This is a genomic window from Pantoea sp. T14, assembly GCF_036663535.1.
Lineage (GTDB): Bacteria > Pseudomonadota > Gammaproteobacteria > Enterobacterales > Enterobacteriaceae > Pantoea > Pantoea phytostimulans.
This window is the reverse complement of sequence record NZ_JAWUEB010000027.1, coordinates 159,085-180,023: the sequence shown is the minus strand read 5'-3', so window position 1 is coordinate 180,023 and position 20,939 is coordinate 159,085. Positions and strand designations below refer to the sequence as shown.

Genomic DNA, 20,939 nt, shown 5'->3' with positions numbered 1-20,939 from the left:
CCGCCCGGTGCGTTAAGACGATTACTCGCCTTTCGCCGCTTTGAACGCTTCAGCCATAGCGCTAGAGAAGTTGCTTTCTTCCTGTTTGGTGTTAACAGTATTGATAGCTTCTTTCTCGTCAGCCTGGTCTTTCGCACGAACAGACAGGCTAACTACGCGGTTTTTACGATCAACACCGGTGAATTTAGCTTCAACATCGTCGCCAACATTCAGAACCAGAGTTGCGTCTTCAACGCGGTCAAGCGAAGCTTCAGAAGCGCGCAGGTAACCTTCAACGCCGTCTGCTAATTCAACTGTAGCACCTTTAGCATCAACTGCAGTCACTTTACCGGTGACGATTGCACCTTTCTTATTCAAAGTGATGTAGTTGTTGAACGGATCTTCTGCCAGCTGTTTAACGCCCAGTGAGATACGCTCGCGCTCTGCATCAACCTGCAGTACAACAGCAGCGATTTCGTCGCCTTTTTTGTACTCACGAACGGCTTCTTCGCCAGTCGCGTTCCAGGAGATGTCAGACAGGTGAACCAGACCGTCGATGCCGCCGTCCAGGCCGATGAAGATACCAAAGTCAGTGATTGACTTGATTTTACCTTCAACGCGATCGCCTTTGTTGTGGGTCTCTGCGAACTGCTGCCATGGGTTAGATTTGCACTGCTTCAGACCCAGGGAAATACGACGACGCTCTTCATCGATGTCCAGAACCATAACTTCAACCACATCGCCTACGTTTACAACTTTAGACGGATGGATGTTTTTGTTGGTCCAGTCCATTTCTGAAACGTGTACCAGACCTTCAACGCCTTCTTCGATTTCAACGAAGCAGCCGTAATCAGTCAGGTTGGTAACACGACCAGTCAGCTTGGTGCCTTCTGGATAGCGCTTAGCGATAGCAACCCATGGATCTTCGCCCAGCTGTTTCAGGCCCAGAGACACACGAGTACGCTCGCGGTCGAACTTCAGCACTTTAACAGTGATTTCGTCGCCCACGTTCACGATTTCGCTTGGATGCTTAACGCGTTTCCACGCCATATCAGTGATATGCAGCAGGCCGTCAACGCCACCCAGATCAACGAATGCACCGTAGTCAGTAAGGTTCTTAACGATACCTTTAACTTCCATGCCTTCCTGCAGGTTTTCCAGCAGCTGATCGCGCTCAGCACTGTTCTCAGATTCGATAACAGCACGACGTGAAACCACGACGTTGTTACGCTTCTGATCAAGCTTGATTACTTTGAATTCAAGCTCTTTGCCTTCCAGGTGCAGAGTGTCGCGAACTGGACGTACGTCAACCAGTGAACCTGGCAGGAACGCACGAATACCGTTCAGCTCAACAGTGAAGCCGCCCTTGACTTTGCCGTTGATAACACCGGTAACAGTTTCTGCTTCTTCGTAAGCTTTTTCCAGCGTGATCCAAGCTTCGTGACGTTTAGCTTTCTCACGGGACAGCAGGGTTTCACCGAAGCCGTCTTCTACTGCGTCCAGAGCAACGTCAACTTCGTCGCCAACCTGGATTTCCAGTTCGCCGGCTGCGTTCTTGAACTGCTCTGCAGGAATTGCAGATTCAGATTTCAGGCCCGCATCAACCAGAACTACGTCTTTGTCAATTGAGACAACAACGCCACGAACGATGGAACCCGGGCGGGTTTCGATTTCTTTCAGGGATTCTTCAAATAGTTGAGCAAAAGATTCAGTCATATTGATAATCTTCAGGATTCTTCAATTTAACGTCCATCTGACTTCATGTCGGATGGGGTTGTTTCACATGCCCAGCACCGGGTCCTTGGTACAGGGTTATTAAATTCTGTCACACCGAGATATTAAATGCCCAATTTTTCACGAGCATATTTCAATGCTTTATCGATAACTTGCTCGATAGACATTTGCGTTGAGTCCAGAACCAAAGCATCTTGCGCAGGAACTAAAGGCGCAATTGCACGGTTGCGATCACGATCATCGCGCTCTTTTATCTCGGCTAAAAGGCGATCAAAGTTAACATTAAAGCCCTTCTCCTGCAACTGTAGCATACGGCGGTGAGCACGTTCTTCCGAACTTGCATCCAGGAAGATTTTTACCGGTGCATCTGGGAAAACAACGGTTCCCATGTCACGTCCGTCGGCAATCAATCCCGGCGCTTCGCGAAAACCGCGCTGACGTCGCAGCAGAGCCTCACGAACACGTGGAAAAGCCGCAACACGCGAAGCGGTATTACTCACTTCCTGAGTACGGATTTCACCGGTTACCTCTTCTCCTTCAAGGATGACCTGCATTTCTCCACTTTGCGTTACAAAGCGCACATCAAGGTGAGCGGCAATCGGAACCAACGCTTCTTCTGATTCAATATCAACTTGATGGTGTAATGCAGCCAGCGCCAGAACACGATAAATCGCGCCCGAGTCAAGCAGATGCCATTGCAAGGATTCAGCCATCGCTTTGCACAGGGTGCCTTTTCCCGCACCGCTTGGTCCATCAATAGTTATAACCGGGGCAGTCGCCGTCATTATTCTCTCCTGTTACCGCGCGTCTTTTGGCTTTTGAGCCCTAATAATGGCAAGCATTATACGCGGCCTGAGCCAGCTTAGTTACCCCTTAGCGTAGACGGCGTTAGAAATTACAGGTAAATCAGAGGATTTCTGGCGAGGCACTGCCATTTAAAAGAAGGAATCCGACGCATGAAACGTCGGATTATGACTATCAGGCGTTATGACTAATCTTAGCCAACTGTTCGAAATAATCAGGGAACGTTTTAGCCGTACAACCTGGATCGAGGATGGTTACTGGTGTATCGGAGAGCGCCACCAGTGAAAAACACATTGCCATGCGGTGATCGTTATATGTACCAATGTCAGCATGTGTTAATGAGGTTGGCGGCGTGATACGGATGTAATCATGGCCCTCTTCAACTTCAGCTCCCACTTTGCGTAATTCAATCGCCATTGCGGCCAAACGGTCGGTTTCTTTTACACGCCAGTTGTAAATATTACGCAGCTGGGTTGTACCTTCTGCAAATAATGCTGCAGTAGCAATAGTCATTGCCGCATCAGGAATATGGTTCATATCCATATCAATAGCCTGCAATTTTCCCGCGGTGCAGGCAATGTAATCATCGCCCCATTCAACGTGCGCGCCCATTTTTTCCAGCACATCCGCAAAATGAATATCGCCCTGCACACTATTACGGCCAATGCCTGTAACGCGCACCGTGCCACCTTTAATGGCTGCCGCAGCCAGGAAATAAGAAGCCGACGAGGCATCGCCTTCAACCAGATAGTCGCCTGGCGACTGGTACTGTTGTTGACCTTTAATGATGAAACGCTGGTAACCTTGGTTTTCAACATCAACCCCAAAGCTGCGCATCAGATGCAAGGTGATATCAATATAAGGCTTAGAAACCAGCTCGCCTTTAATATTGATAGAAGTATCCTGTTCGGCCAAGGGTGCCGTCATTAGCAATGCGGTCAAAAACTGGCTGGATACACTTCCGTCGACACTGACTTCACCACCCGTAAACCCACCTTGCAGATGAATTGGAGGATAATCATTGTTTTCAAGGTAGTCGATTTTTGCTCCGCCCTGACGTAAAGCATCAACCAAGTGTCCAATTGGGCGCTCTTTCATACGAGGCTCACCCGTCAATACAACATCTTGCTGGCCCAGGCAGAGTGCGGCTGCAAGCGGACGCATTGCTGTACCCGCATTCCCTAAAAATAACTCCAGTGGTTCAGACGAGAGTAGCGGCCCTGCGTTTCCCGTGACTTCACAAACAGTACGATCATCAGAAAGAGAGTAACTCACACCCAGCGCTTTAAGCGCATTCAGCATGTGCTTGATATCATCGCTGTCGAGCAAATTAGTCAGTCGGGTAGTGCCTTTTGCCAGTGCAGCCAGTAACAATGCACGGTTCGACACGCTTTTAGAGCCAGGCAAGTTAACGGTACCGTCAACGCGTGCAATGGGTTGTAAAGTCAGGGAGTCCTGCATGTGAAACGAAATCCTCAAAAAAATACGAAAACCCCGCCTGACGACGGGGTCTGGTGCCAACATTCAGGCTGGCATGTCATTGATAATCAGCCGTGGCGACGTTCAAAATCAATCATGAAATCGGTTAAGGCTTTGACACCCTCTAAAGGCATTGCATTGTAAATGGAGGCTCGCATGCCGCCTACAACACGATGGCCTTTCAGAGCATGCAAGCCAACTTTCAATGACTCATCCAGAAAGACTTTATCCAGCGATGCATCAGCTAACTGGAATGGAATATTCATGCGTGAACGGTTTTTAGTCGCGACATCATTGCGATAAAAATCACTCTTGTCGATCAGGCCATACAGCAAGTCAGCTTTAGCTTGATTGATCTTATCTATCTCACCTACGCCGCCCTTCTCTTTTAGCCATTTAAAGACCAGACCTGAAAGATACCAGGCAAAGGTTGGCGGTGTATTAAACATTGAACCATTTTCCGCTAAAACCTGGTAATCGAGAATTGACGGAACGTAAGGGTGCGCTTTGCCTAACAAGTCTTCACGCACGATGACCAAGGTCAAACCCGCAGGCCCGACATTTTTTTGGGCGCCAGCGTAAATCACACCATAGCGATTAACATCGATAGGACGAGACAGGATGGTCGAAGAAAAATCGGCGACGACGATTTTATTACCAAAATCGGGTTGCTCATCAATAGCAATACCATCAATGGTTTCGTTAGGGCAAAAATGCACATAAGCCGCATCGTCACTCAGATCCCACTCGCTCATCGGCAAAATGGCACGTTTGCCATCGAGTGTGGTTTTCACATCAAGCGTACGTGGTGAACAATATTTTTCGGCTTCTTTAATTGCGCTATGCGCCCAGTAGCCGCCGTCAACATAATCAGCGCTGGATGCATTTCCTAAGAGATTGCCGGGTATAGCAGCGAATTGTGCACGTGCACCGCCGTGGCAGAATAAAACTTTGTAGTTAGCGGGTATTTTCAGCAGATCACGGAAGTCCTGTTCGGCTTCTTCTGCTACCTGCATAAACTCTTTACTGCGATGACTTATCTCCATTACGGAAGTACCCAAGCCATGCCAGTTTGTCAGTTCTTGTTCTGCACGACGGAGCACTTCTGCCGGCAGCATCGCTGGGCCGGAGCTAAAATTATAAACTTGCGTCATTTCCCCTCACCACTGTCATATCGAACGGTTATGAATAACGTATCGGTTTTATCACTGCCTCTCGGTGGCTGCAATCACAAATCGGGCAGCCATCACATTTTCTGAATTTGCCGCTCGGGAGGTTATGTTAGTTATACAAAGCACAACGAAATATTATGAGGCTGCTCGAGTGTCATGATTTTACGGGTGGGTTAACAAAGGGAAGTGTGAAGAATAGCCAGGAGAAATTTATGACGCCTTAATAGCGAACAAGCAGTAAAGTCCGTATCATTGCGCGCTTTACGCACACCTAAAACAGAGAGAGCGGCACCATGACGCAAACTTTTATCCCAGGCAAAGATGCCGCATTGGAAGATTCCATCACTCGCTTCCAGCAGAAACTGCAGGACCTTGGCTTTAATATTGAAGAAGCCTCTTGGCTAAATCCTGTCCCGCATGTCTGGTCTGTACATATTCGTGACCGTGATTGCCCCCTTTGCTTTACCAATGGTAAAGGTGCCAGCAAAAAAGCGGCTTTGGCTTCCGCTTTAGGTGAATATTTCGAGCGCCTCTCAACCAACTACTTTTTTGCTGACTTCTGGTTAGGACATTCCATCGCGAATGGCGATTTTGTCCATTATCCCAATGAGAAATGGTTCCCGTTACCTGTAGACGATACTCTCCCTGAAGGCATTCTTGATAATCGCCTTCGTGCTTTCTACGATCCCGACAATGCGCTGGTTGGTTCTGAACTCATCGATTTGCAGTCAGGCAACAGCGAGCGCGGTATCTGCGCCCTGCCATTTACTCGCCAGTCCGATCAAGAAACCGTCTATATCCCGATGAACATTATCGGCAATCTCTACGTTTCAAACGGGATGTCTGCTGGTAATACTGCGAATGAAGCTCGCGTTCAGGGTTTGTCAGAAGTCTTTGAACGTTACATTAAAAATCGCATCATAGCCGAGGCGATCAGCCTGCCCGCCATTCCAGATGAAGTTATGCAGCGTTACCCAGGCGTGATTGAAGCTATCGCTCGCCTTGAAGACGAAGGTTTTCCAATTTTTGCTTATGATGCCTCGCTGGGCGGTAAATATCCGGTCATCTGTGTCGTCTTGTTCAACCCGGAAAATGGGACTTGTTTTGCCTCTTTCGGTGCTCACCCAGATTTTGGTGTTGCGCTTGAGCGTACCGTAACCGAGTTATTGCAAGGCCGTAGCCTGAAAGATTTAGATGTCTTTACGCCTCCAACATTCGATGATGAAGAAGTGGCAGAACATGCCAACTTAGAAACGCACTTTATTGATTCAAGTGGTTTAATTTCATGGGATATGTTCAAAGAAACAGCAGACTATCCTTTCGTTGACTGGAAATTTGACGGCACGACCGAGCAAGAGTTCGACACGTTAATGGCAATTTTCCGCAGCGAAAATCAGGAAGTCTATATTGCCGACTATGAACATTTAAGTGTTTATGCTTGCCGCATTATTGTGCCTGGCATGTCTGATATTTATCCAGCAGAAGATTTGTTGCTGGCCAATAACAGCATGGGTGCTGGCATTCGTGAAACGTTATTGGCTTTGCCAGAAAGCAACTGGAATCCAGAGGAATATTTGGATTTGATCGCCCAACTGGATGAAGAAGGCTTTGACGATTTTACTCGCGTCCGCGAGCTACTGGGTTTGGCAACCGGAAAAGATAATGGTTGGTATACGCTGCGCATCGGGGAACTTAAGGCGATGTTAGCATTGGCGGGCGGTGATTTAGATCAGGCACTGATCTGGACTGAATGGACGATGGAGTTTAACAGCTCAATCTTCACGCCAGAGCGTGCAAACTACTATCGCTGCTTGCAAACTCTCTTACTGCTGGCAATGGAAGATGAGCGTGATCCGCTTCAGTATCATCATGCCTTCACTCGTATGTATGGCGCAAAAGCGGTTGAAGCTGCCTCGGCAGCGATCAGTGGCGAAGCACCGTTTAATGGACTGCAACCTGTTGATAATGACTTGAAAGCTTTTCCGGCACATCAGTCATTACTTGCTGCCTACGAAAAGTTGCAAAATGCCAAGCGTCTTTATTGGCAAAATAAATAATCACTGCTGTTTTGTGATTTATAAAAAACGCTAAAAACGAAATTTAGGCACTGATATTTTGAAGTGCCTTTTTTTCAAATCGCCTCAAGAATTCGGTGTGAAAAATAAAACCATCCTATTGAAAAAGCACTCTTTCATTTAACACCTTACTATCAATTCAAAAACATTCTTGTCGTATAAAAAGCACCATTAAAATAATTTAAAAAAATATTTTATATTTTAAAAAAATTTTTTATCTTTGTTTTCAATAGATTGAATGAAATAAACAGTCATTTATTACCTTCCAAATCCCATCGCCTCGGCAAACATGATCCATATCAATTTCTAACCTATACTCCTTTGTTACTATTTTCACAGACATCTTTTGGAGAGAGTTAGTGTGAAAGCTGACAACCCTTTTAATTTATTGCTACCAGCCGCAACGGCAAAAGTTGCTGAAGAAGCCGGGGTTTATAAAGCAACCAAACATCCTTTTACGACTTTCTTCTTAGCCATAACCGCTGGCGTTTTTATTTCAATTGCTTTCGTCTTTTATATTACTGCTACAACAGGCAGTGCCGGCATGTCGTATGGCGTCGCGAAACTGATTGGTGGTATCTGTTTTTCACTCGGTTTGATTCTCGTCGTAGTCGGCGGAGCTGACCTCTTTACCTCAACAGTATTAATTGTCGTTGCTAAAGCAAGCGGACGTATAAGCTGGGGGCAGCTAGCGCGTAACTGGATCAACGTTTATATCGGTAATTTGGTTGGTGCTCTGTTTTTCGTCGCATTGATGTGGTTTGCAAGTCAACACATGGCCGCCAACGGCGCATGGGGTATGAATGTTTTACAAACAGCCGACCATAAAATGCATCACACTTTTATCGAAGCCGTTTGTTTAGGGATCCTTGCTAACTTATTAGTCTGCCTGGCAGTTTGGATGAGTTATTCCGGTCGAACACTAACAGATAAAATAGTGGTGATGATTCTACCGGTTGCCATGTTTGTCGCCAGTGGCTTTGAGCACAGCATTGCAAACATGTTTCTGATTCCTTTCGCCATCGTCATTCGCGATTTTGCTGGTCCAGAGTTTTGGCAGGCAACCGGCGCCAGCGCATCGCAATTTCAAGCGCTTTCCGTCAATAACTTCATTTTCGACAATCTGATTCCAGTCACCCTTGGCAATATCATTGGTGGTGGTCTGCTGGTCGGGTTGACTTACTGGGTCATCTATTTACGTGACGGTGACTCGGTGCATTAACAGTATCCGGACGGCACAAGGTATTTCCTTATGCTTGAATGTGAAAGTCTTCTTAGATAAGGCAGGTATATCATGACCGAACTTAATGCAAAACTGGCTTCGGCCTGGGAAGGATTCGCTGAGGGCGAATGGCAAAATCGCGTCGACGTACGTGATTTTATTCAAAAAAACTACACGCCTTATGATGGTGATGAATCATTTCTTTCCGGCGCAACACAAGCAACCACTCAGCTGTGGGATAGCGTGCTGGAAGGCATCAAAATTGAAAACCGCACCCATGCGCCGGTAGATTTCGACACCGATCTTGCTTCTACTATTACTTCTCACGATGCAGGCTATATCAATAAGTCTTTAGAAAAAATTGTCGGCTTGCAGACTGAAGCACCACTAAAACGCGCCATCATCCCTTTTGGCGGCATCAAAATGGTCGAAGGGTCATGCAAAGTATATGGCCGTGAACTTGATGCCGGCCTGAAAAAAGTCTTTACCGAATATCGAAAAACGCATAACCAAGGCGTGTTCGATGTTTATACGCCGGACATTATGCGCTGCCGTAAATCGGGTATTTTGACAGGCTTACCTGATGCTTATGGTCGCGGCCGCATTATCGGTGATTATCGACGCGTAGCGCTGTATGGCATTGATTACTTGATGGCTGATAAATTCTCGCAATTTGCCTCTCTGCAAAATGACCTTGAAAATGGCGTCAACCTCGAAGCAACCATTCGTTTGCGTGAAGAGATTTCAGATCAACATCGCGCATTAGGTCAGATCAAAGAGATGGCGGCTAAATATGGCCACGACATCTCGGGTCCGGCAACCAATGCAATCGAAGCTGTTCAGTGGACCTATTATGGCTATTTGGCCGCTGTTAAATCACAGAATGGTGCAGCCATGTCTTTTGGCCGCGTTTCGACATTCCTTGATGTCTATATCGAACGCGATCTGCAAGCTGGCAAGTTAAACGAAGAGCAGGCTCAAGAACTGATTGACCATTTGGTGATGAAACTGCGTATGGTGCGTTTCCTTCGTACACCAGAATATGATGAGCTTTTCTCGGGTGATCCTATCTGGGCAACCGAATCCCTCGCCGGTATGGGTGTAGATGGACGTACGCTGGTCAGCAAAAGTACTTTCCGCTTCCTGAATACGCTTTACACCATGGGACCTTCACCAGAACCGAATATGACCATCTTGTGGTCAGAAAAATTACCCATCAACTTTAAAAAATACGCAGCTAAAGTTTCCATCGATACGTCATCTTTGCAGTATGAAAATGATGATTTGATGCGCGCAGATTTCGACAATGATGACTACGCCATCGCCTGTTGTGTAAGCCCGATGATTGTTGGCAAGCAAATGCAGTTCTTTGGCGCACGCGCCAATCTGGCAAAAACGCTGCTTTATGCAATCAATGGCGGCGTTGATGAAAAACTGAAAATGCAGGTAGGCCCGAAAGGCGACAAAATTACCGATGATGTGTTGGATTTCGACACCGTCATGGAGCGTCTTGATCACTTCATGGATTGGCTGGCCAAACAGTATGTTACTTCACTGAACATTATCCATTACATGCACGATAAGTACAGCTATGAAGCATCGTTGATGGCGCTGCATGATCGTGACGTTTACCGCACCATGGCTTGTGGTATCGCAGGCTTGTCAGTAGCAGCAGACTCATTGTCCGCGATTAAATATGCCAAAGTGAAACCAGTTCGCGATGAAGACGGTTTGGCGATCGATTTCGACATTGAAGGTGAATATCCGCAGTTTGGTAACAATGACTCACGTGTGGATGATTTGGCCTGTGATTTAGTAGAACGCTTCATGAAAAAAATCCAGAAGCTGTCAACTTATCGTAATGCGGTGCCAACTCAATCAGTTCTGACTATTACGTCAAACGTGGTTTACGGTAAGAAAACCGGTAACACACCAGATGGTCGTCGTGCTGGCGCGCCATTCGGACCGGGTGCTAACCCAATGCATGGACGCGATCAGAAAGGCGCTGTTGCTTCTTTGACTTCCGTAGCGAAACTCCCCTTTGCCTACGCTAAAGATGGTATTTCTTACACCTTCTCTATTGTGCCAAATGCGCTGGGTAAAGACGATAACGTACGTAAAGCTAACCTGGCAGGTTTGATGGATGGTTACTTCCATCATGAAGCTGACATTGAAGGCGGCCAACATCTTAATGTGAATGTGATGAACCGTGAAATGTTGTTAGACGCTATGGAGCATCCAGAAAAATATCCGCAGCTCACCATTCGTGTTTCGGGTTATGCGGTTCGCTTTAACTCGCTGACAAAAGAACAGCAGCAAGACGTGATTACGCGTACCTTCACGCAGTCACTTTAAAAATTCAGCTTTAAAATCGTTAAAAAGGCTCCTTTTGGAGCCTTTTATACAAAGTCTGCTTTGGTTGCTCTCTTAACAGGAAGCAACCAAAATTGATTTAATGTTTTAAGCGCGACAAAGATTGTGCTGCCTGCTTAAGCAGGCCTACCTGGAGAATACATCGCAATGTCAATCACCGGTCGTATCCACTCATTCGAATCGTGCGGTACCGTTGATGGTCCCGGCATCCGCTTCATCACTTTCTTTCAAGGCTGCTTGATGCGCTGCCTTTATTGCCACAACCGTGATACCTGGGACACCCATGGTGGTAAAGAGATCACAGTGGAAGAATTGATGGCGGATGTTTTATCGTACCGCCATTTCATGAACGCATCGGGAGGCGGAGTCACCGCATCGGGCGGCGAAGCGATTCTACAGGCAGAATTTGTCCGTGATTGGTTTCGGGCCTGTCAGGCTGAAGGCATTCATACCTGCCTTGACACCAATGGGTTTGTGCGTCGTTATGATCCGGTTATAGATGAATTGTTAGATGCAACCGATCTGGTGATGCTCGATCTGAAGCAAATGAATGATGATATACACCAGAACCTGGTGGGTGTTTCTAACCACCGTACGCTCGACTTTGCTCGCTATTTGCAGAAGAAAGACAAGCGAACGTGGATACGTTTTGTCGTGGTTCCTGGGTATTCCGATGATGATGATTCTGTTCATCGCCTTGGCGAGTTTACTAAGGATATGCAGAATGTTGAGAAAATCGAACTGCTTCCCTACCACGAACTGGGCAAACACAAATGGATTGCCATGGGTGAAGAATACAAACTTGACGGTGTAAAACCCCCGTCAAAAGAGACTATGGAACGCGTAAAAAACATTCTTGCGAGCTACGGTCACAACGTCATGTACTAACTGACACGCACAAAAAAGGGAGCAATTCGCTCCCTTTTTCATGTCTATGACCCGATTTTAGGCATGTGCCACGGGTGTTGCCTGCTGATCGGCTTTGCGCAGCAGCATCACTAAGTAAACCAGCGCAACCGCCGCTATCATAACAAACAGCAAACGGTCAGAGTAATTTTGCATCAGCATAGCTGTCATGCTCGGACCCGCGAGACTGCCCGCCGTATAACTCATCAGTAACGCTTGGTTCATTGCAACAAGCTCATGATGGGCAACGGTTTCGCATGCCCATGACATCGCGACCGGATAAAGCGTAAAACCCGCCAGTCCCAGTACGAACAGCGCAGGTGCCATTGCAGCATTTGCTAACATAGCAATCGCACCGAGAATGACCACAAAGACCTGAACCCGCAGGACTAACATGCGACCAAAGCGATCGGCAAGTTTGCCTACTGGCCACTGTCCCACAATACCTGCGCTTACCAGCAATGCCATCCAGTATCCGACGTTCGCATCGCTCATGCCTTGATGTGAGAGATACAGCGGCATCAGGCCATATAGTGAGCCTAATAAGATGCCAGAAATAATGCAGCCGTTGATACCCAGGCGAGAATTGCGACGACGCAACATCGGCCAGATACGACCTGGCGCCGCTTCAGCTGATTCGCTTTCTGAAGAAACACGCGTGAAAATCAAGGGTAATACGGCGCAAATAACCAGCGCTGTAACCCAAGGGATAACACTCAGAACTTCAGTCGAAACTTTACTCACCAGCAACTGCCCAGCGACCGTACCGAGATAGTAAACAATCATATAAGCGGCAAGAAGTTGACCACGGTTACGTACCGTACCGCTGCACAGTAATGCGCTCTCTACTACGACCCACATTAATGCGCAGCCGACGCCAGCAATAAAACGCAACGAAGTCCAGGCCCAAAAACCATCAAGCAGCACAAGACACACTGTGGCCACCGCAAATAACAGCGTGGCGAAATAGTAGCTCCGATTAAAACCGTGCTTTTTAATTAACCATCCCGCTAAAAGCGTGCCCGCTAAATTACCGGTGTAATAGGAGGAACTGACCATGCCTACTTGCCATGTAGCCAGCAAGTCATGCGTAAGCCACAATGGGACGAGCGTGTTAAGTACTGCTATTGAAACCGTCATTAACAGCAAACCGCAAAGCAGCAACATCACAGGACGTGACCAGGTAGACATAGTGGATAAAACCAAAAGAAATGAAGGAAATTGCGCGCAGTTTGCCATTGCCTTTTTTAAAGTCAACGGCAAAAAAAAGGTGCAGCACATTTTGCTGCTTAACAATTTAATTTACTAATCTTCAGTAGGTTACAGCGCGGTTAATGATGCTATAGAATTTTTCTATCTCTATGAATAATGAGATTATTAAGCTTTACGATGAATAAAGCGTCGATAACGTTTATTTGTGATAAGTTCCCGCTGCTAACTAACTTAATTGACGTTCTAAAGGCATAAAAAAACCCGGCAAAAACCGGGTTCTGTTTATCTGAAATTTATCAGCCGATGAATTCAATCCCTTTCATATAGGGGCGCAATACATCGGGTACCGCAATGCGACCATCAGCCTGTTGATAGTTTTCCAGGACCGCAACTAATGTACGGCCTACCGCCAGTCCAGAACCGTTCAGGGTATGAACCAGACGCGGCTTTTTCTCTTGCTTGCTACGGCAGCGAGCTTGCATGCGACGTGCCTGGAAATCACCCATGTTCGAGCAGGAAGAGATCTCACGATAGGTATCTTGCGCAGGCAACCATACTTCGAGGTCATAAGTTTTGGTTGAACCAAAGCCCATGTCGCCAGTACACAACAACACTTTACGATAAGGGAGATTCAGCAACTGCAGAACTTTCTCAGCGTGGCCTACCAACTCTTCAAGCGCATCCATGGAAGTTTCAGGCGCCACAACCTGCACCATTTCAACTTTGTCGAACTGATGCATACGAATCAAACCACGCGTATCACGACCATAAGAACCCGCTTCCGAACGGAAACAAGGTGTATGGGCTGCCAGTTTGATTGGCAACGTTTCTTCTTCAAGAATTTCGTCGCGAACCAGGTTGGTTAATGGCACTTCAGCGGTAGGAATCAGAGCATAATTACTGCTGTCTGATTCTTCTTCCAGCGGCTTAGTGTGAAACAGATCTTCGCCAAATTTTGGTAACTGACCGGTGCCATATAACGTCTCATGGTTGACGAGATAAGGCACGTAAGTTTCAAGATAACCATGCTGCTCGCTATGAAGATCAAGCATGAACTGGCTAAGTGCACGGTGCAGTCGAGCGATTTGACCTTGCATCACGACAAAACGTGAACCGGTAAGTTTAACCGCTGCAGCAAAATCCAGACCTTTTGCTGCTTCACCGAGCTCAACATGATCTTTTACCTGAAAATCAAACTGGCGCGGCTCGCCCCAGCGGCTGACTTCCTGATTTTCAGTTTCATCTTTGCCCAGCGGAACTTCATCTGCAGGCAGATTAGGTAGCGCCAGCGCGAAATCACGAATTTGGTTTTGCAGCTCATCTAGCTCTGCTTTTGCAGCATCCAGACGTTCACCCAGCACATTGACTTCCAGACGCAGCGGCTCGATATCTTCCCCACGGGATTTGGCCTGACCGATAGATTTGGATCGAGAATTACGCTCGGCTTGCAGATTTTCAGTTTCGACCTGCAGCACTTTACGACGCTCTTCAAGGGAGCGCAGCGTATCCACATCCAGTTTAAATCCTCGGCGTGCCAGTTTTTCTGCGACTGCGTCTGGCTCATTACGCAGCAGATTGGGATCGAGCATGCTTATCCTGTGTAATTAAAGTTGATTGAATGAAGGGACGTGCTCCAGCTGGAACACGTTGAAATCCTTGCCCACATTACCGCAACGTCTGTTTTAGCGGTAGCGTTTTGTCGGGCTATTTTGATCCTGCTCAGCAAGCCAGGCGAGCTTTTCGCCAATTTTACCTTCAAGGCCACGCGAAGTTGGACGGTAATAGTGCGTTTGGGCCATTTCAGGTGGAAAGTAGACTTCACCGGCAGCATACGCATTCACTTCATCGTGCGCGTAACGGTACTCTTTGCCGAGCCCCATCTCTTTCATCAATTTGGTCGGCGCATTGCGCAAATGCTCAGGCACATCATAATCCGGGTTATCACGCGCATCGCGCATCGCAGCTTTAAAAGCTGTATAAACAGCGTTGCTTTTTGGCGCACACGCCAGATAAACAATCGCCTGAGCAATGGCACGTTCCCCTTCTGCTGGACCGACGCGAGTAAAGCAATCCCAGGCAGCGATGGCGACCTGCATGCCACGCGGATCAGCATTCCCCACATCTTCAGAAGCGATTGCCAGCAGTCGACGTGCGATATAAAGCGGGTCGCCGCCTGCAGTAATAATGCGAGCGTACCAATACAACGCTGCATCCGGGGCAGAACCGCGAATTGATTTATGCAGCGCTGAAATCAGATCGTAAAAGCGATCGCCTTTATTATCGAAACGCGCTGCACGTTCACCTGACACTTCATTGAGTAACTGCGGCGTGAGTTCTCGCAGACCAGATGCATTGGCTTCCGCCATATCCGCCATCATTTCAAGCGTATTTAAGGCGCGCCGGGCGTCGCCATTCACCAGTTCAGCAATCATGCGGCGAGTATTATTAGGCAATACAATGTCACTGTTGCCATAACCCCGCTCTTTATCCTGCATGGCTTGATTCAGAACCTGTTCAATATCATCACTGGATAAAGATTTAAGAAGATATACGCGTGCGCGTGATAACAGCGCCGAATTTAGTTCAAACGACGGGTTTTCAGTGGTGGCGCCAATAAAGGTAATGGTGCCATCTTCAATGTGCGGCAAAAAAGCGTCTTGCTGGCTTTTGTTAAAACGATGCACCTCATCGACAAACAGGATAGTACGCCGTCCAACTTGCTTACTTTGACGTGCTCGCTCAATCGCCTCACGAATCTCTTTAACGCCCGACGTCACGGCTGAAATACGTTCAACGTCGGCATTACCATAATGCGCAATAATTTCTGCTAACGTGGTTTTACCTGTGCCCGGTGGCCCCCAAAGAATCATTGAGTGCAGATGACCGGCTTCGATAGCGCGTGGCAACGGTTTACCCGCTGCCAGCAGATGTTGCTGACCAATGTACTGTTTCAATGTTTCTGGCCGCATACGTGCGGCCAGAGGTTTAAAATCTTCGGTGGAAAAATCCAGAGACAGAGTACTCACCGCAACCTCACTGACGTTGATCGTCCACCGTTACGCCTTTAGGCGGTGTGAACGTAAATTTGTCCGGGCTTATCGCACCGTTTTTTTGGCTCTTCAGCTGGTAGTTGCTGCGTTGACCATCTTGCTCAATAGCGCTGAACTGGTTAATGGTGCCAGCCGGAGTCACAGTAATAGTGAACTGCTTTAAGTTGCCGTCGCTGTTTTTCGGCGTCAACGCAAACTCATCACCTTGCTGTTTGATGTTGTATTGCTGCCAGTCGCTGGATTGGTTACGCGCAATCAACATGAAAGGTGTGTTGCTGGTTGCATCTTTCAACAAGCTAACCGTGGCTTGTTCAACAAATGGATTATAGAACCACAGCGACTTACCATCAGAAACGATGACGCTTTCATCCGGGGCGGTCATGTGCCAGTTAAACAGGCTGGGACGTTTCACCCACAATTCACCTTCACCGTCCTGAACATTTGCACCGGTGCCGTCTGTAACTTTTTGCGTAAAGCTGGCATGAAAGCTGCTGACTTTATTGAGACGCTGTTGCAGGTCACTTGAAGCATCAGCCAACACGCTGGCAGAAGCGAAAGAGGCCATCAGGCCAAAAGCAATTACACGTAATTTCATCTGCTTCAATTCCTTATCTTCTCGTTTCCCATTGATAACTGCATTAAGCCTGGCTGCAATCCTGCTTTTTAGACAGGAGAAAAAACCGAAAGCATAGTCTGATATGGGGATGATCTGCTGATAAACAATGAGCCAGTCTAAACTGGCTCATTGCTGCTGTTTACATGCGTGTTTTTATCCGAACTACATTTCGTGCGGCGGCGGCGCTAACACTTCGCGATTGCCGTTGTGTGCCGGAGGAGAAACAATGCTTTGCGCTTCCATCTGCTCAATAATGCGCGCCGCACGGTTATAACCAATGCGGAACTGACGTTGAACACCTGAAATTGACGCACGACGTTTATCCACCACAAAGGCGACTGCCTGATCAAACAGCGGATCAAGCTCTTCGTCGCTGTCCATTCCGCCGCCACCACTTTCATTCTCTTCGCCAGCGGTGATGCTTTCGATGTATTGTGGGCGACCGCGCGCTTTCCAGTCCTGAACAACGGCATGCACTTCCTGGTCGCGAACAAATGCGCCATGAACACGCACCGGCATTGAAGAGTTAGGCGGCATATAAAGCATGTCACCCATCCCCAACAGTGACTCAGCACCGGCCTGATCAAGAATGGTACGTGAATCAATTTTGCTCGATACCGTAAAGGCGATACGGGTTGGAATGTTCGCCTTAATCAAGCCGGTAATCACGTCAACGGAAGGACGTTGCGTTGCCAGCACCAGATGGATACCTGCGGCACGGGCTTTTTGCGCCAGGCGGGCAATAAGCTCTTCCACTTTTTTACCGACGGCCATCATCAAATCGGCAAATTCATCCACCAGAACCACAATGTAAGGCAGTTTTTCCAACACCGGCGGTGTCATATCCATGCTATCGCCCGGCTTCCAGAATGGATCGGGTATTGGACGGCCCATGGCTTCAGCTTGCTCAACTTTCTCGTTGTAACCCGCCAGATTACGCACACCCAAAGCAGACATCAGCTTATAACGGCGCTCCATCTCGCCCACACTCCAGCGCAGCGCATTAGCGGCGTCCTTCATGTCTGTAACCACTTCGGTTAACAGATGCGGAATGCCTTCATAGACGGACAACTCCAGCATTTTCGGGTCAATCATGATGAAGCGCACCTCTTCAGGCGTCGCTTTATAAAGCATACTGATAATCATGGCGTTAACGCCCACAGACTTACCAGAACCGGTTGTACCCGCTACCAGCAAGTGCGGCATCTTAGCCAGATCCGCGACCACCGGTTGCCCTGCAATATCTTTACCTAACACGATCGCCAGCGGAGAAGGATTATCGCGGAATTTTGCGCAATCCAGCACTTCACGGAGATAAACCGTCTGGCGATGTTTATTGGGTAACTCCAGTCCGACATATGGCTTGCCCGGAATCACTTCAACTACACGCACCGCCACTGCAGAAAGCGAGCGAGCCAGGTCTCGTGAAAGATTTGAGATTCGCGCCGCTTTTACACCAGGTGCCAGATCCAGTTCGAAACGCGTAATGACTGGACCAGGCGAAATGCCAACCACTTCCGCTTTTACGCGGTAATCGCCCAAGCGAGACTCCACCAGCCGCGCCGTTTGCTCCAGCATAAACATATCCACCGGCTCTTCCTCTTCTGGCGGAGCCGTCAGCAGATCGAGCGTTGGGAGTGGCGTGGACGGTTTCTCCAACGGGTGTTCATGACGCATCAGGAAGGGATGGATCAGGCTGTCATGCACTGAAGGTTTCGCTTCTTCGACCGCTGGCGTTGGCACTGGCGCAGCATAAGAAGAATGTGCAGCCGGAACCGGAGGCTGAACTGGCGCAGCAAAAGTTGAAGGCGCTTCTGGCACCGGAACCTGTGCGGGTGCCTGGGGCGCAGAAACTTCTGCCACTTGCTGCCACGGCTCATGCGAAACCGCAGGTTCGTCTGGCTCTGGCGTAGCAGCAATAGTGAACAGAGGCTCGGTTGGGCCATCATCGATGAGATCTTTCATTGGAGAAAAATCAAAGGCGGAAGCCGTATCCAGATTAAATACGGGTGCCGCAGGCGCTTCACGCTCAGGCACATAACGCTGCTGCTGTTGTTCAGCAAACTGACGGGCGAGCGAAGCTTGCTGTAACGCTTCTTCATCCTCTTCATCTTGCTGCCAGCTTTCGCCATAGCGTTGCTGTTGCCCAGACTGGAACGCTTCACGCAGTTCTGCCTGCTGCAATGCGTCTTCGTCTTCTGGTGCCCAGATGGCATTTTGTTCAGAAGATACGGCTGACTGAACCGTGCTCGACTCTTCTGCTTTGGCTTTTTCTTCCGCCATGCGTTGTGAGGGTAATTTGATGCCGTAAGAGGCTAATTCACGACGCGTCGGCAACTTAACCGGATTAGGACGCGGCAACGAAGGCCCGATCCCTTGTTTGACCTGCGGGTTAGGATTCACTTCTGGCGCAAGGTCAAATGTAGGGGTTGTTCTTGTTGCAACGGATGCAGCGGCTGTCGCTGCTACTCGCGTTACTGCGGAAGGCGTTTCTGGCATTGAAGATGCGCTTTCACGCCAGTTGCCCATCTTCGGCTCGTTATCTTCAAAGGCGGTAAACGGCGGTGCTTGAGCAGGTTTATCTTCTGGAATTTCAAACCGATAAAGCGGCGGCGACGCTTCTGGTGCAGTCTGAACCTGAGGTTGACCATTGTTTATCGGTGCAGGAACCTGTGCTGCTACGGCAGGTGCAACTGTTGATGGCACAGCAACCGAAGAAACTGGCGCAACGGCAGGTAATGGCGCTAATTCGACGTGCGCTGCTTCCACAGTTGTAGCAACAGCTGCGCTGGTTGCTGCAGCCGCTTTCGCTAACAAGGGATCCTGGTTTGACAAGAGAACATCTTCAGCTGAGACAGCTTCTTCAGCGGGCACGCTTTCAGCAGCCACATTACGTGGCGCCGCCAGCAAAATATCCTCTTCATCGTCATCATGCTGAATAGCACGTGAACGGGAGGTCGATGCGTGTTCAGCCTCATACTCTTCGTCTTCTTGCCATGGCTCATCGTGGCGCGACCGGTTGCTGGCAAAGGTTAATACACCCATGACCACACCCCCAATGCGCTCCGCAATGGTCAGCCATGACCAACCAGTGTAGAGCGTGACACCCGCTGCCCAGACACACAGCAATGCTAACGTTCCACTCGCAGGATTTAACCAAGGCGCCATGGCATTACTGACCAGGCTGCCGATCACACCGCCGGAAGCGAAATACCAAATATCATCAGCATTCAAAGCAGCCATGCCGCAGGTGGTGACTACCAGCGCCAAAACACCAATCAAACGCAGGCCAACCGCGAAATAGTCGAAGTAGTCTTGATTGTCACGCTGACGAAAAGCGATCCAACACAGCCCCAGAATGACCGGCGGAATGGCGTAAGCCATCACACCAAAAATGAAAAGTAAGGTGTCAGCAAGCCAGGCGCCAACGCTGCCGCCAATGTTGTGAATGGGTTCATGCCAGGCCGTTTGCGACCAGCTTGGATCGGAAGGATTAAAACTGACCAATGAAACCATCAAATAAATGGCAAAAAGCGCCACCAGGATGAGCAACGCTTCGAGTAGACGGCGTCCACTGCTCAGCGATTGTAACGAAACGTCTTTATCTTCTGTGTATTCCTGGCTCAAGAGAACTCTCCAGGTGCCTGTAAAGTATGAAGCAACAGCGTCGGGCACTCCCGACGCTGGTCCTGTATGAATTCACAGGAGTGTACCGAAATCCCACAGGTTTTGCACCTGCCCCGCATCAGCGAGTTTTGATCACCAGACGATTGCTCTGTTTGACCTCTTCCATCACCACATAAGTACGCGTGTCGTTAACGCCTGGCAGACGCAACAAGGTTTCGCCCAACAGTTTGCGATAGGCAGACATGTCAGGTACACGCGTTTTAAGCAGGTAGTCGAAATCACCCGAAACGAGGTGACACTCTTGAGTTTCCTCAAGTTTTTGTACAGCGGCGTTAAATTGCTCAAACACATCTGGCGCGCCACGATTCAGAGTAATCTCAACGAACACCAGCAGTGATGCATCCAGATAATGCGGGTTTAATTGTGCGGTGTAGCCCAGGATAAAACCTTGACGCTCAAGGCGGCGCACACGCTCAAGACACGGCGTAGGCGATAATCCTACGCGTTTGGAAAGTTCCACGTTTGAAATACGACCATCTTTCTGCAGTTCATTCAGAATATTTCTGTCGATTCTGTCGAGGTCTTTCCCGGGGCGTTTCTTATTGTCTACCATTATTATTGTCTCTCTTAATTCCTTCCCTTTACCTGCCACGCCCTGAAAACGCTCATTGTTCGGGGCATTTTTGAAGT

At 48.5% G+C, this 20,939-nt stretch carries 14 protein-coding genes; 4 read left to right on the top strand and 10 right to left on the bottom strand.

Features of this window, described 5'->3' with window-relative positions; all coding sequences use genetic code 11:
* Positions 1-21: 21 nt before the first annotated feature.
* From rpsA to serC, 4 genes are all read right to left on the bottom strand, one after another.
* The gene (rpsA, locus tag SC127_RS18835; RefSeq protein ID WP_215847190.1) at positions 22-1,695 is read right to left on the bottom strand and encodes a 30S ribosomal protein S1; all 1,674 of its coding nucleotides are present in this window, start codon (positions 1,693-1,695) and stop codon (positions 22-24) included.
* A gap of 122 nt (positions 1,696-1,817) precedes the next feature.
* Positions 1,818-2,498 carry a (d)CMP kinase gene (cmk, locus tag SC127_RS18830; RefSeq protein WP_332627492.1) on the bottom strand — a complete coding sequence of 227 codons (681 nt, stop codon included), beginning with the start codon at positions 2,496-2,498 and terminating at the stop codon, positions 1,818-1,820.
* Positions 2,499-2,691: 193 nt separating this feature from the next.
* On the bottom strand, positions 2,692-3,978 hold the full coding sequence (gene aroA / locus SC127_RS18825; protein ID WP_332627490.1) for a 3-phosphoshikimate 1-carboxyvinyltransferase: 1,287 nt from the start codon (positions 3,976-3,978) through the stop codon (positions 2,692-2,694).
* Positions 3,979-4,064: 86 nt separating this feature from the next.
* The gene (serC, locus tag SC127_RS18820; RefSeq protein WP_215847193.1) at positions 4,065-5,150 is read right to left on the bottom strand and encodes a 3-phosphoserine/phosphohydroxythreonine transaminase; all 1,086 of its coding nucleotides are present in this window, start codon (positions 5,148-5,150) and stop codon (positions 4,065-4,067) included.
* A 311-nt stretch (positions 5,151-5,461) separates the two neighbouring features.
* On the opposite strand from serC, the gene ycaO reads away from it, so the two are divergent.
* The 4 genes from ycaO (at position 5,462) to pflA (ending at position 11,726) form a co-directional block, all read left to right on the top strand.
* Entirely contained in the window at positions 5,462-7,225 is a 1,764-nt protein-coding gene (ycaO, locus tag SC127_RS18815) for a 30S ribosomal protein S12 methylthiotransferase accessory factor YcaO (RefSeq protein ID WP_332627488.1), read from the top strand.
* A 379-nt stretch (positions 7,226-7,604) separates the two neighbouring features.
* A complete protein-coding gene (gene focA / locus SC127_RS18810; protein ID WP_215847195.1) occupies positions 7,605-8,465 on the top strand; it encodes a formate transporter FocA in 861 nt (286 codons plus the stop codon).
* 72 nt (positions 8,466-8,537) lie between these two features.
* Entirely contained in the window at positions 8,538-10,820 is a 2,283-nt protein-coding gene (gene pflB, locus SC127_RS18805) for a formate C-acetyltransferase (protein WP_243078245.1), read from the top strand.
* A 165-nt stretch (positions 10,821-10,985) separates the two neighbouring features.
* On the top strand, positions 10,986-11,726 hold the full coding sequence (pflA, locus tag SC127_RS18800) for a pyruvate formate lyase 1-activating protein (RefSeq protein ID WP_215847196.1): 741 nt from the start codon (positions 10,986-10,988) through the stop codon (positions 11,724-11,726).
* A gap of 57 nt (positions 11,727-11,783) precedes the next feature.
* Here pflA and SC127_RS18795 read toward each other — a convergent pair whose 3' ends face one another.
* The 6 genes from SC127_RS18795 to lrp all read right to left on the bottom strand — a co-directional run bounded on the left by SC127_RS18795 (position 11,784) and on the right by lrp (position 20,862).
* Positions 11,784-12,935, bottom strand: a complete 1,152-nt coding sequence (locus tag SC127_RS18795; protein WP_215847197.1) for an MFS transporter — start codon at positions 12,933-12,935, stop codon at positions 11,784-11,786.
* A 317-nt stretch (positions 12,936-13,252) separates the two neighbouring features.
* Positions 13,253-14,545: a serine--tRNA ligase gene (gene serS / locus SC127_RS18790; protein ID WP_243078246.1), complete on the bottom strand. Its 1,293-nt coding sequence runs from the start codon at positions 14,543-14,545 to the stop codon at positions 13,253-13,255.
* A gap of 93 nt (positions 14,546-14,638) precedes the next feature.
* Positions 14,639-15,982, bottom strand: a complete 1,344-nt coding sequence (locus tag SC127_RS18785) for a replication-associated recombination protein A (RefSeq protein WP_243078247.1) — start codon at positions 15,980-15,982, stop codon at positions 14,639-14,641.
* 7 nt (positions 15,983-15,989) lie between these two features.
* Positions 15,990-16,601, bottom strand: a complete 612-nt coding sequence (gene lolA / locus SC127_RS18780; RefSeq protein ID WP_332627484.1) for an outer membrane lipoprotein chaperone LolA — start codon at positions 16,599-16,601, stop codon at positions 15,990-15,992.
* Between the two features lie 183 nt (positions 16,602-16,784).
* A complete protein-coding gene (locus SC127_RS18775; protein ID WP_332627482.1) occupies positions 16,785-20,249 on the bottom strand; it encodes a DNA translocase FtsK 4TM domain-containing protein in 3,465 nt (1,154 codons plus the stop codon).
* Positions 20,250-20,367: 118 nt separating this feature from the next.
* Positions 20,368-20,862, bottom strand: a complete 495-nt coding sequence (lrp, locus tag SC127_RS18770) for a leucine-responsive transcriptional regulator Lrp (protein ID WP_006118610.1) — start codon at positions 20,860-20,862, stop codon at positions 20,368-20,370.
* Positions 20,863-20,939 lie beyond the last annotated feature (77 nt).

What these genes read in the sequence shown, in the direction of transcription:
- rpsA (WP_215847190.1), bottom strand. Translation starts at nt 1,695, where the DNA reads ATGACTGAATCTTTTGCTCAACTATTTGAAGAATCCCTGAAAGAAATC.
- cmk (WP_332627492.1), bottom strand. Translation starts at nt 2,498, where the DNA reads ATGACGGCGACTGCCCCGGTTATAACTATTGATGGACCAAGCGGTGCG.
- aroA (WP_332627490.1), bottom strand. Translation starts at nt 3,978, where the DNA reads ATGCAGGACTCCCTGACTTTACAACCCATTGCACGCGTTGACGGTACC.
- serC (WP_215847193.1), bottom strand. Translation starts at nt 5,150, where the DNA reads ATGACGCAAGTTTATAATTTTAGCTCCGGCCCAGCGATGCTGCCGGCA.
- ycaO (WP_332627488.1), top strand. Translation starts at nt 5,462, where the DNA reads ATGACGCAAACTTTTATCCCAGGCAAAGATGCCGCATTGGAAGATTCC.
- pflB (WP_243078245.1), top strand. Translation starts at nt 8,538, where the DNA reads ATGACCGAACTTAATGCAAAACTGGCTTCGGCCTGGGAAGGATTCGCT.
- pflA (WP_215847196.1), top strand. Translation starts at nt 10,986, where the DNA reads ATGTCAATCACCGGTCGTATCCACTCATTCGAATCGTGCGGTACCGTT.
- SC127_RS18795 (WP_215847197.1), bottom strand. Translation starts at nt 12,935, where the DNA reads ATGTCTACCTGGTCACGTCCTGTGATGTTGCTGCTTTGCGGTTTGCTG.
- serS (WP_243078246.1), bottom strand. Translation starts at nt 14,545, where the DNA reads ATGCTCGATCCCAATCTGCTGCGTAATGAGCCAGACGCAGTCGCAGAA.
- lolA (WP_332627484.1), bottom strand. Translation starts at nt 16,601, where the DNA reads ATGAAATTACGTGTAATTGCTTTTGGCCTGATGGCCTCTTTCGCTTCT.
- lrp (WP_006118610.1), bottom strand. Translation starts at nt 20,862, where the DNA reads ATGGTAGACAATAAGAAACGCCCCGGGAAAGACCTCGACAGAATCGAC.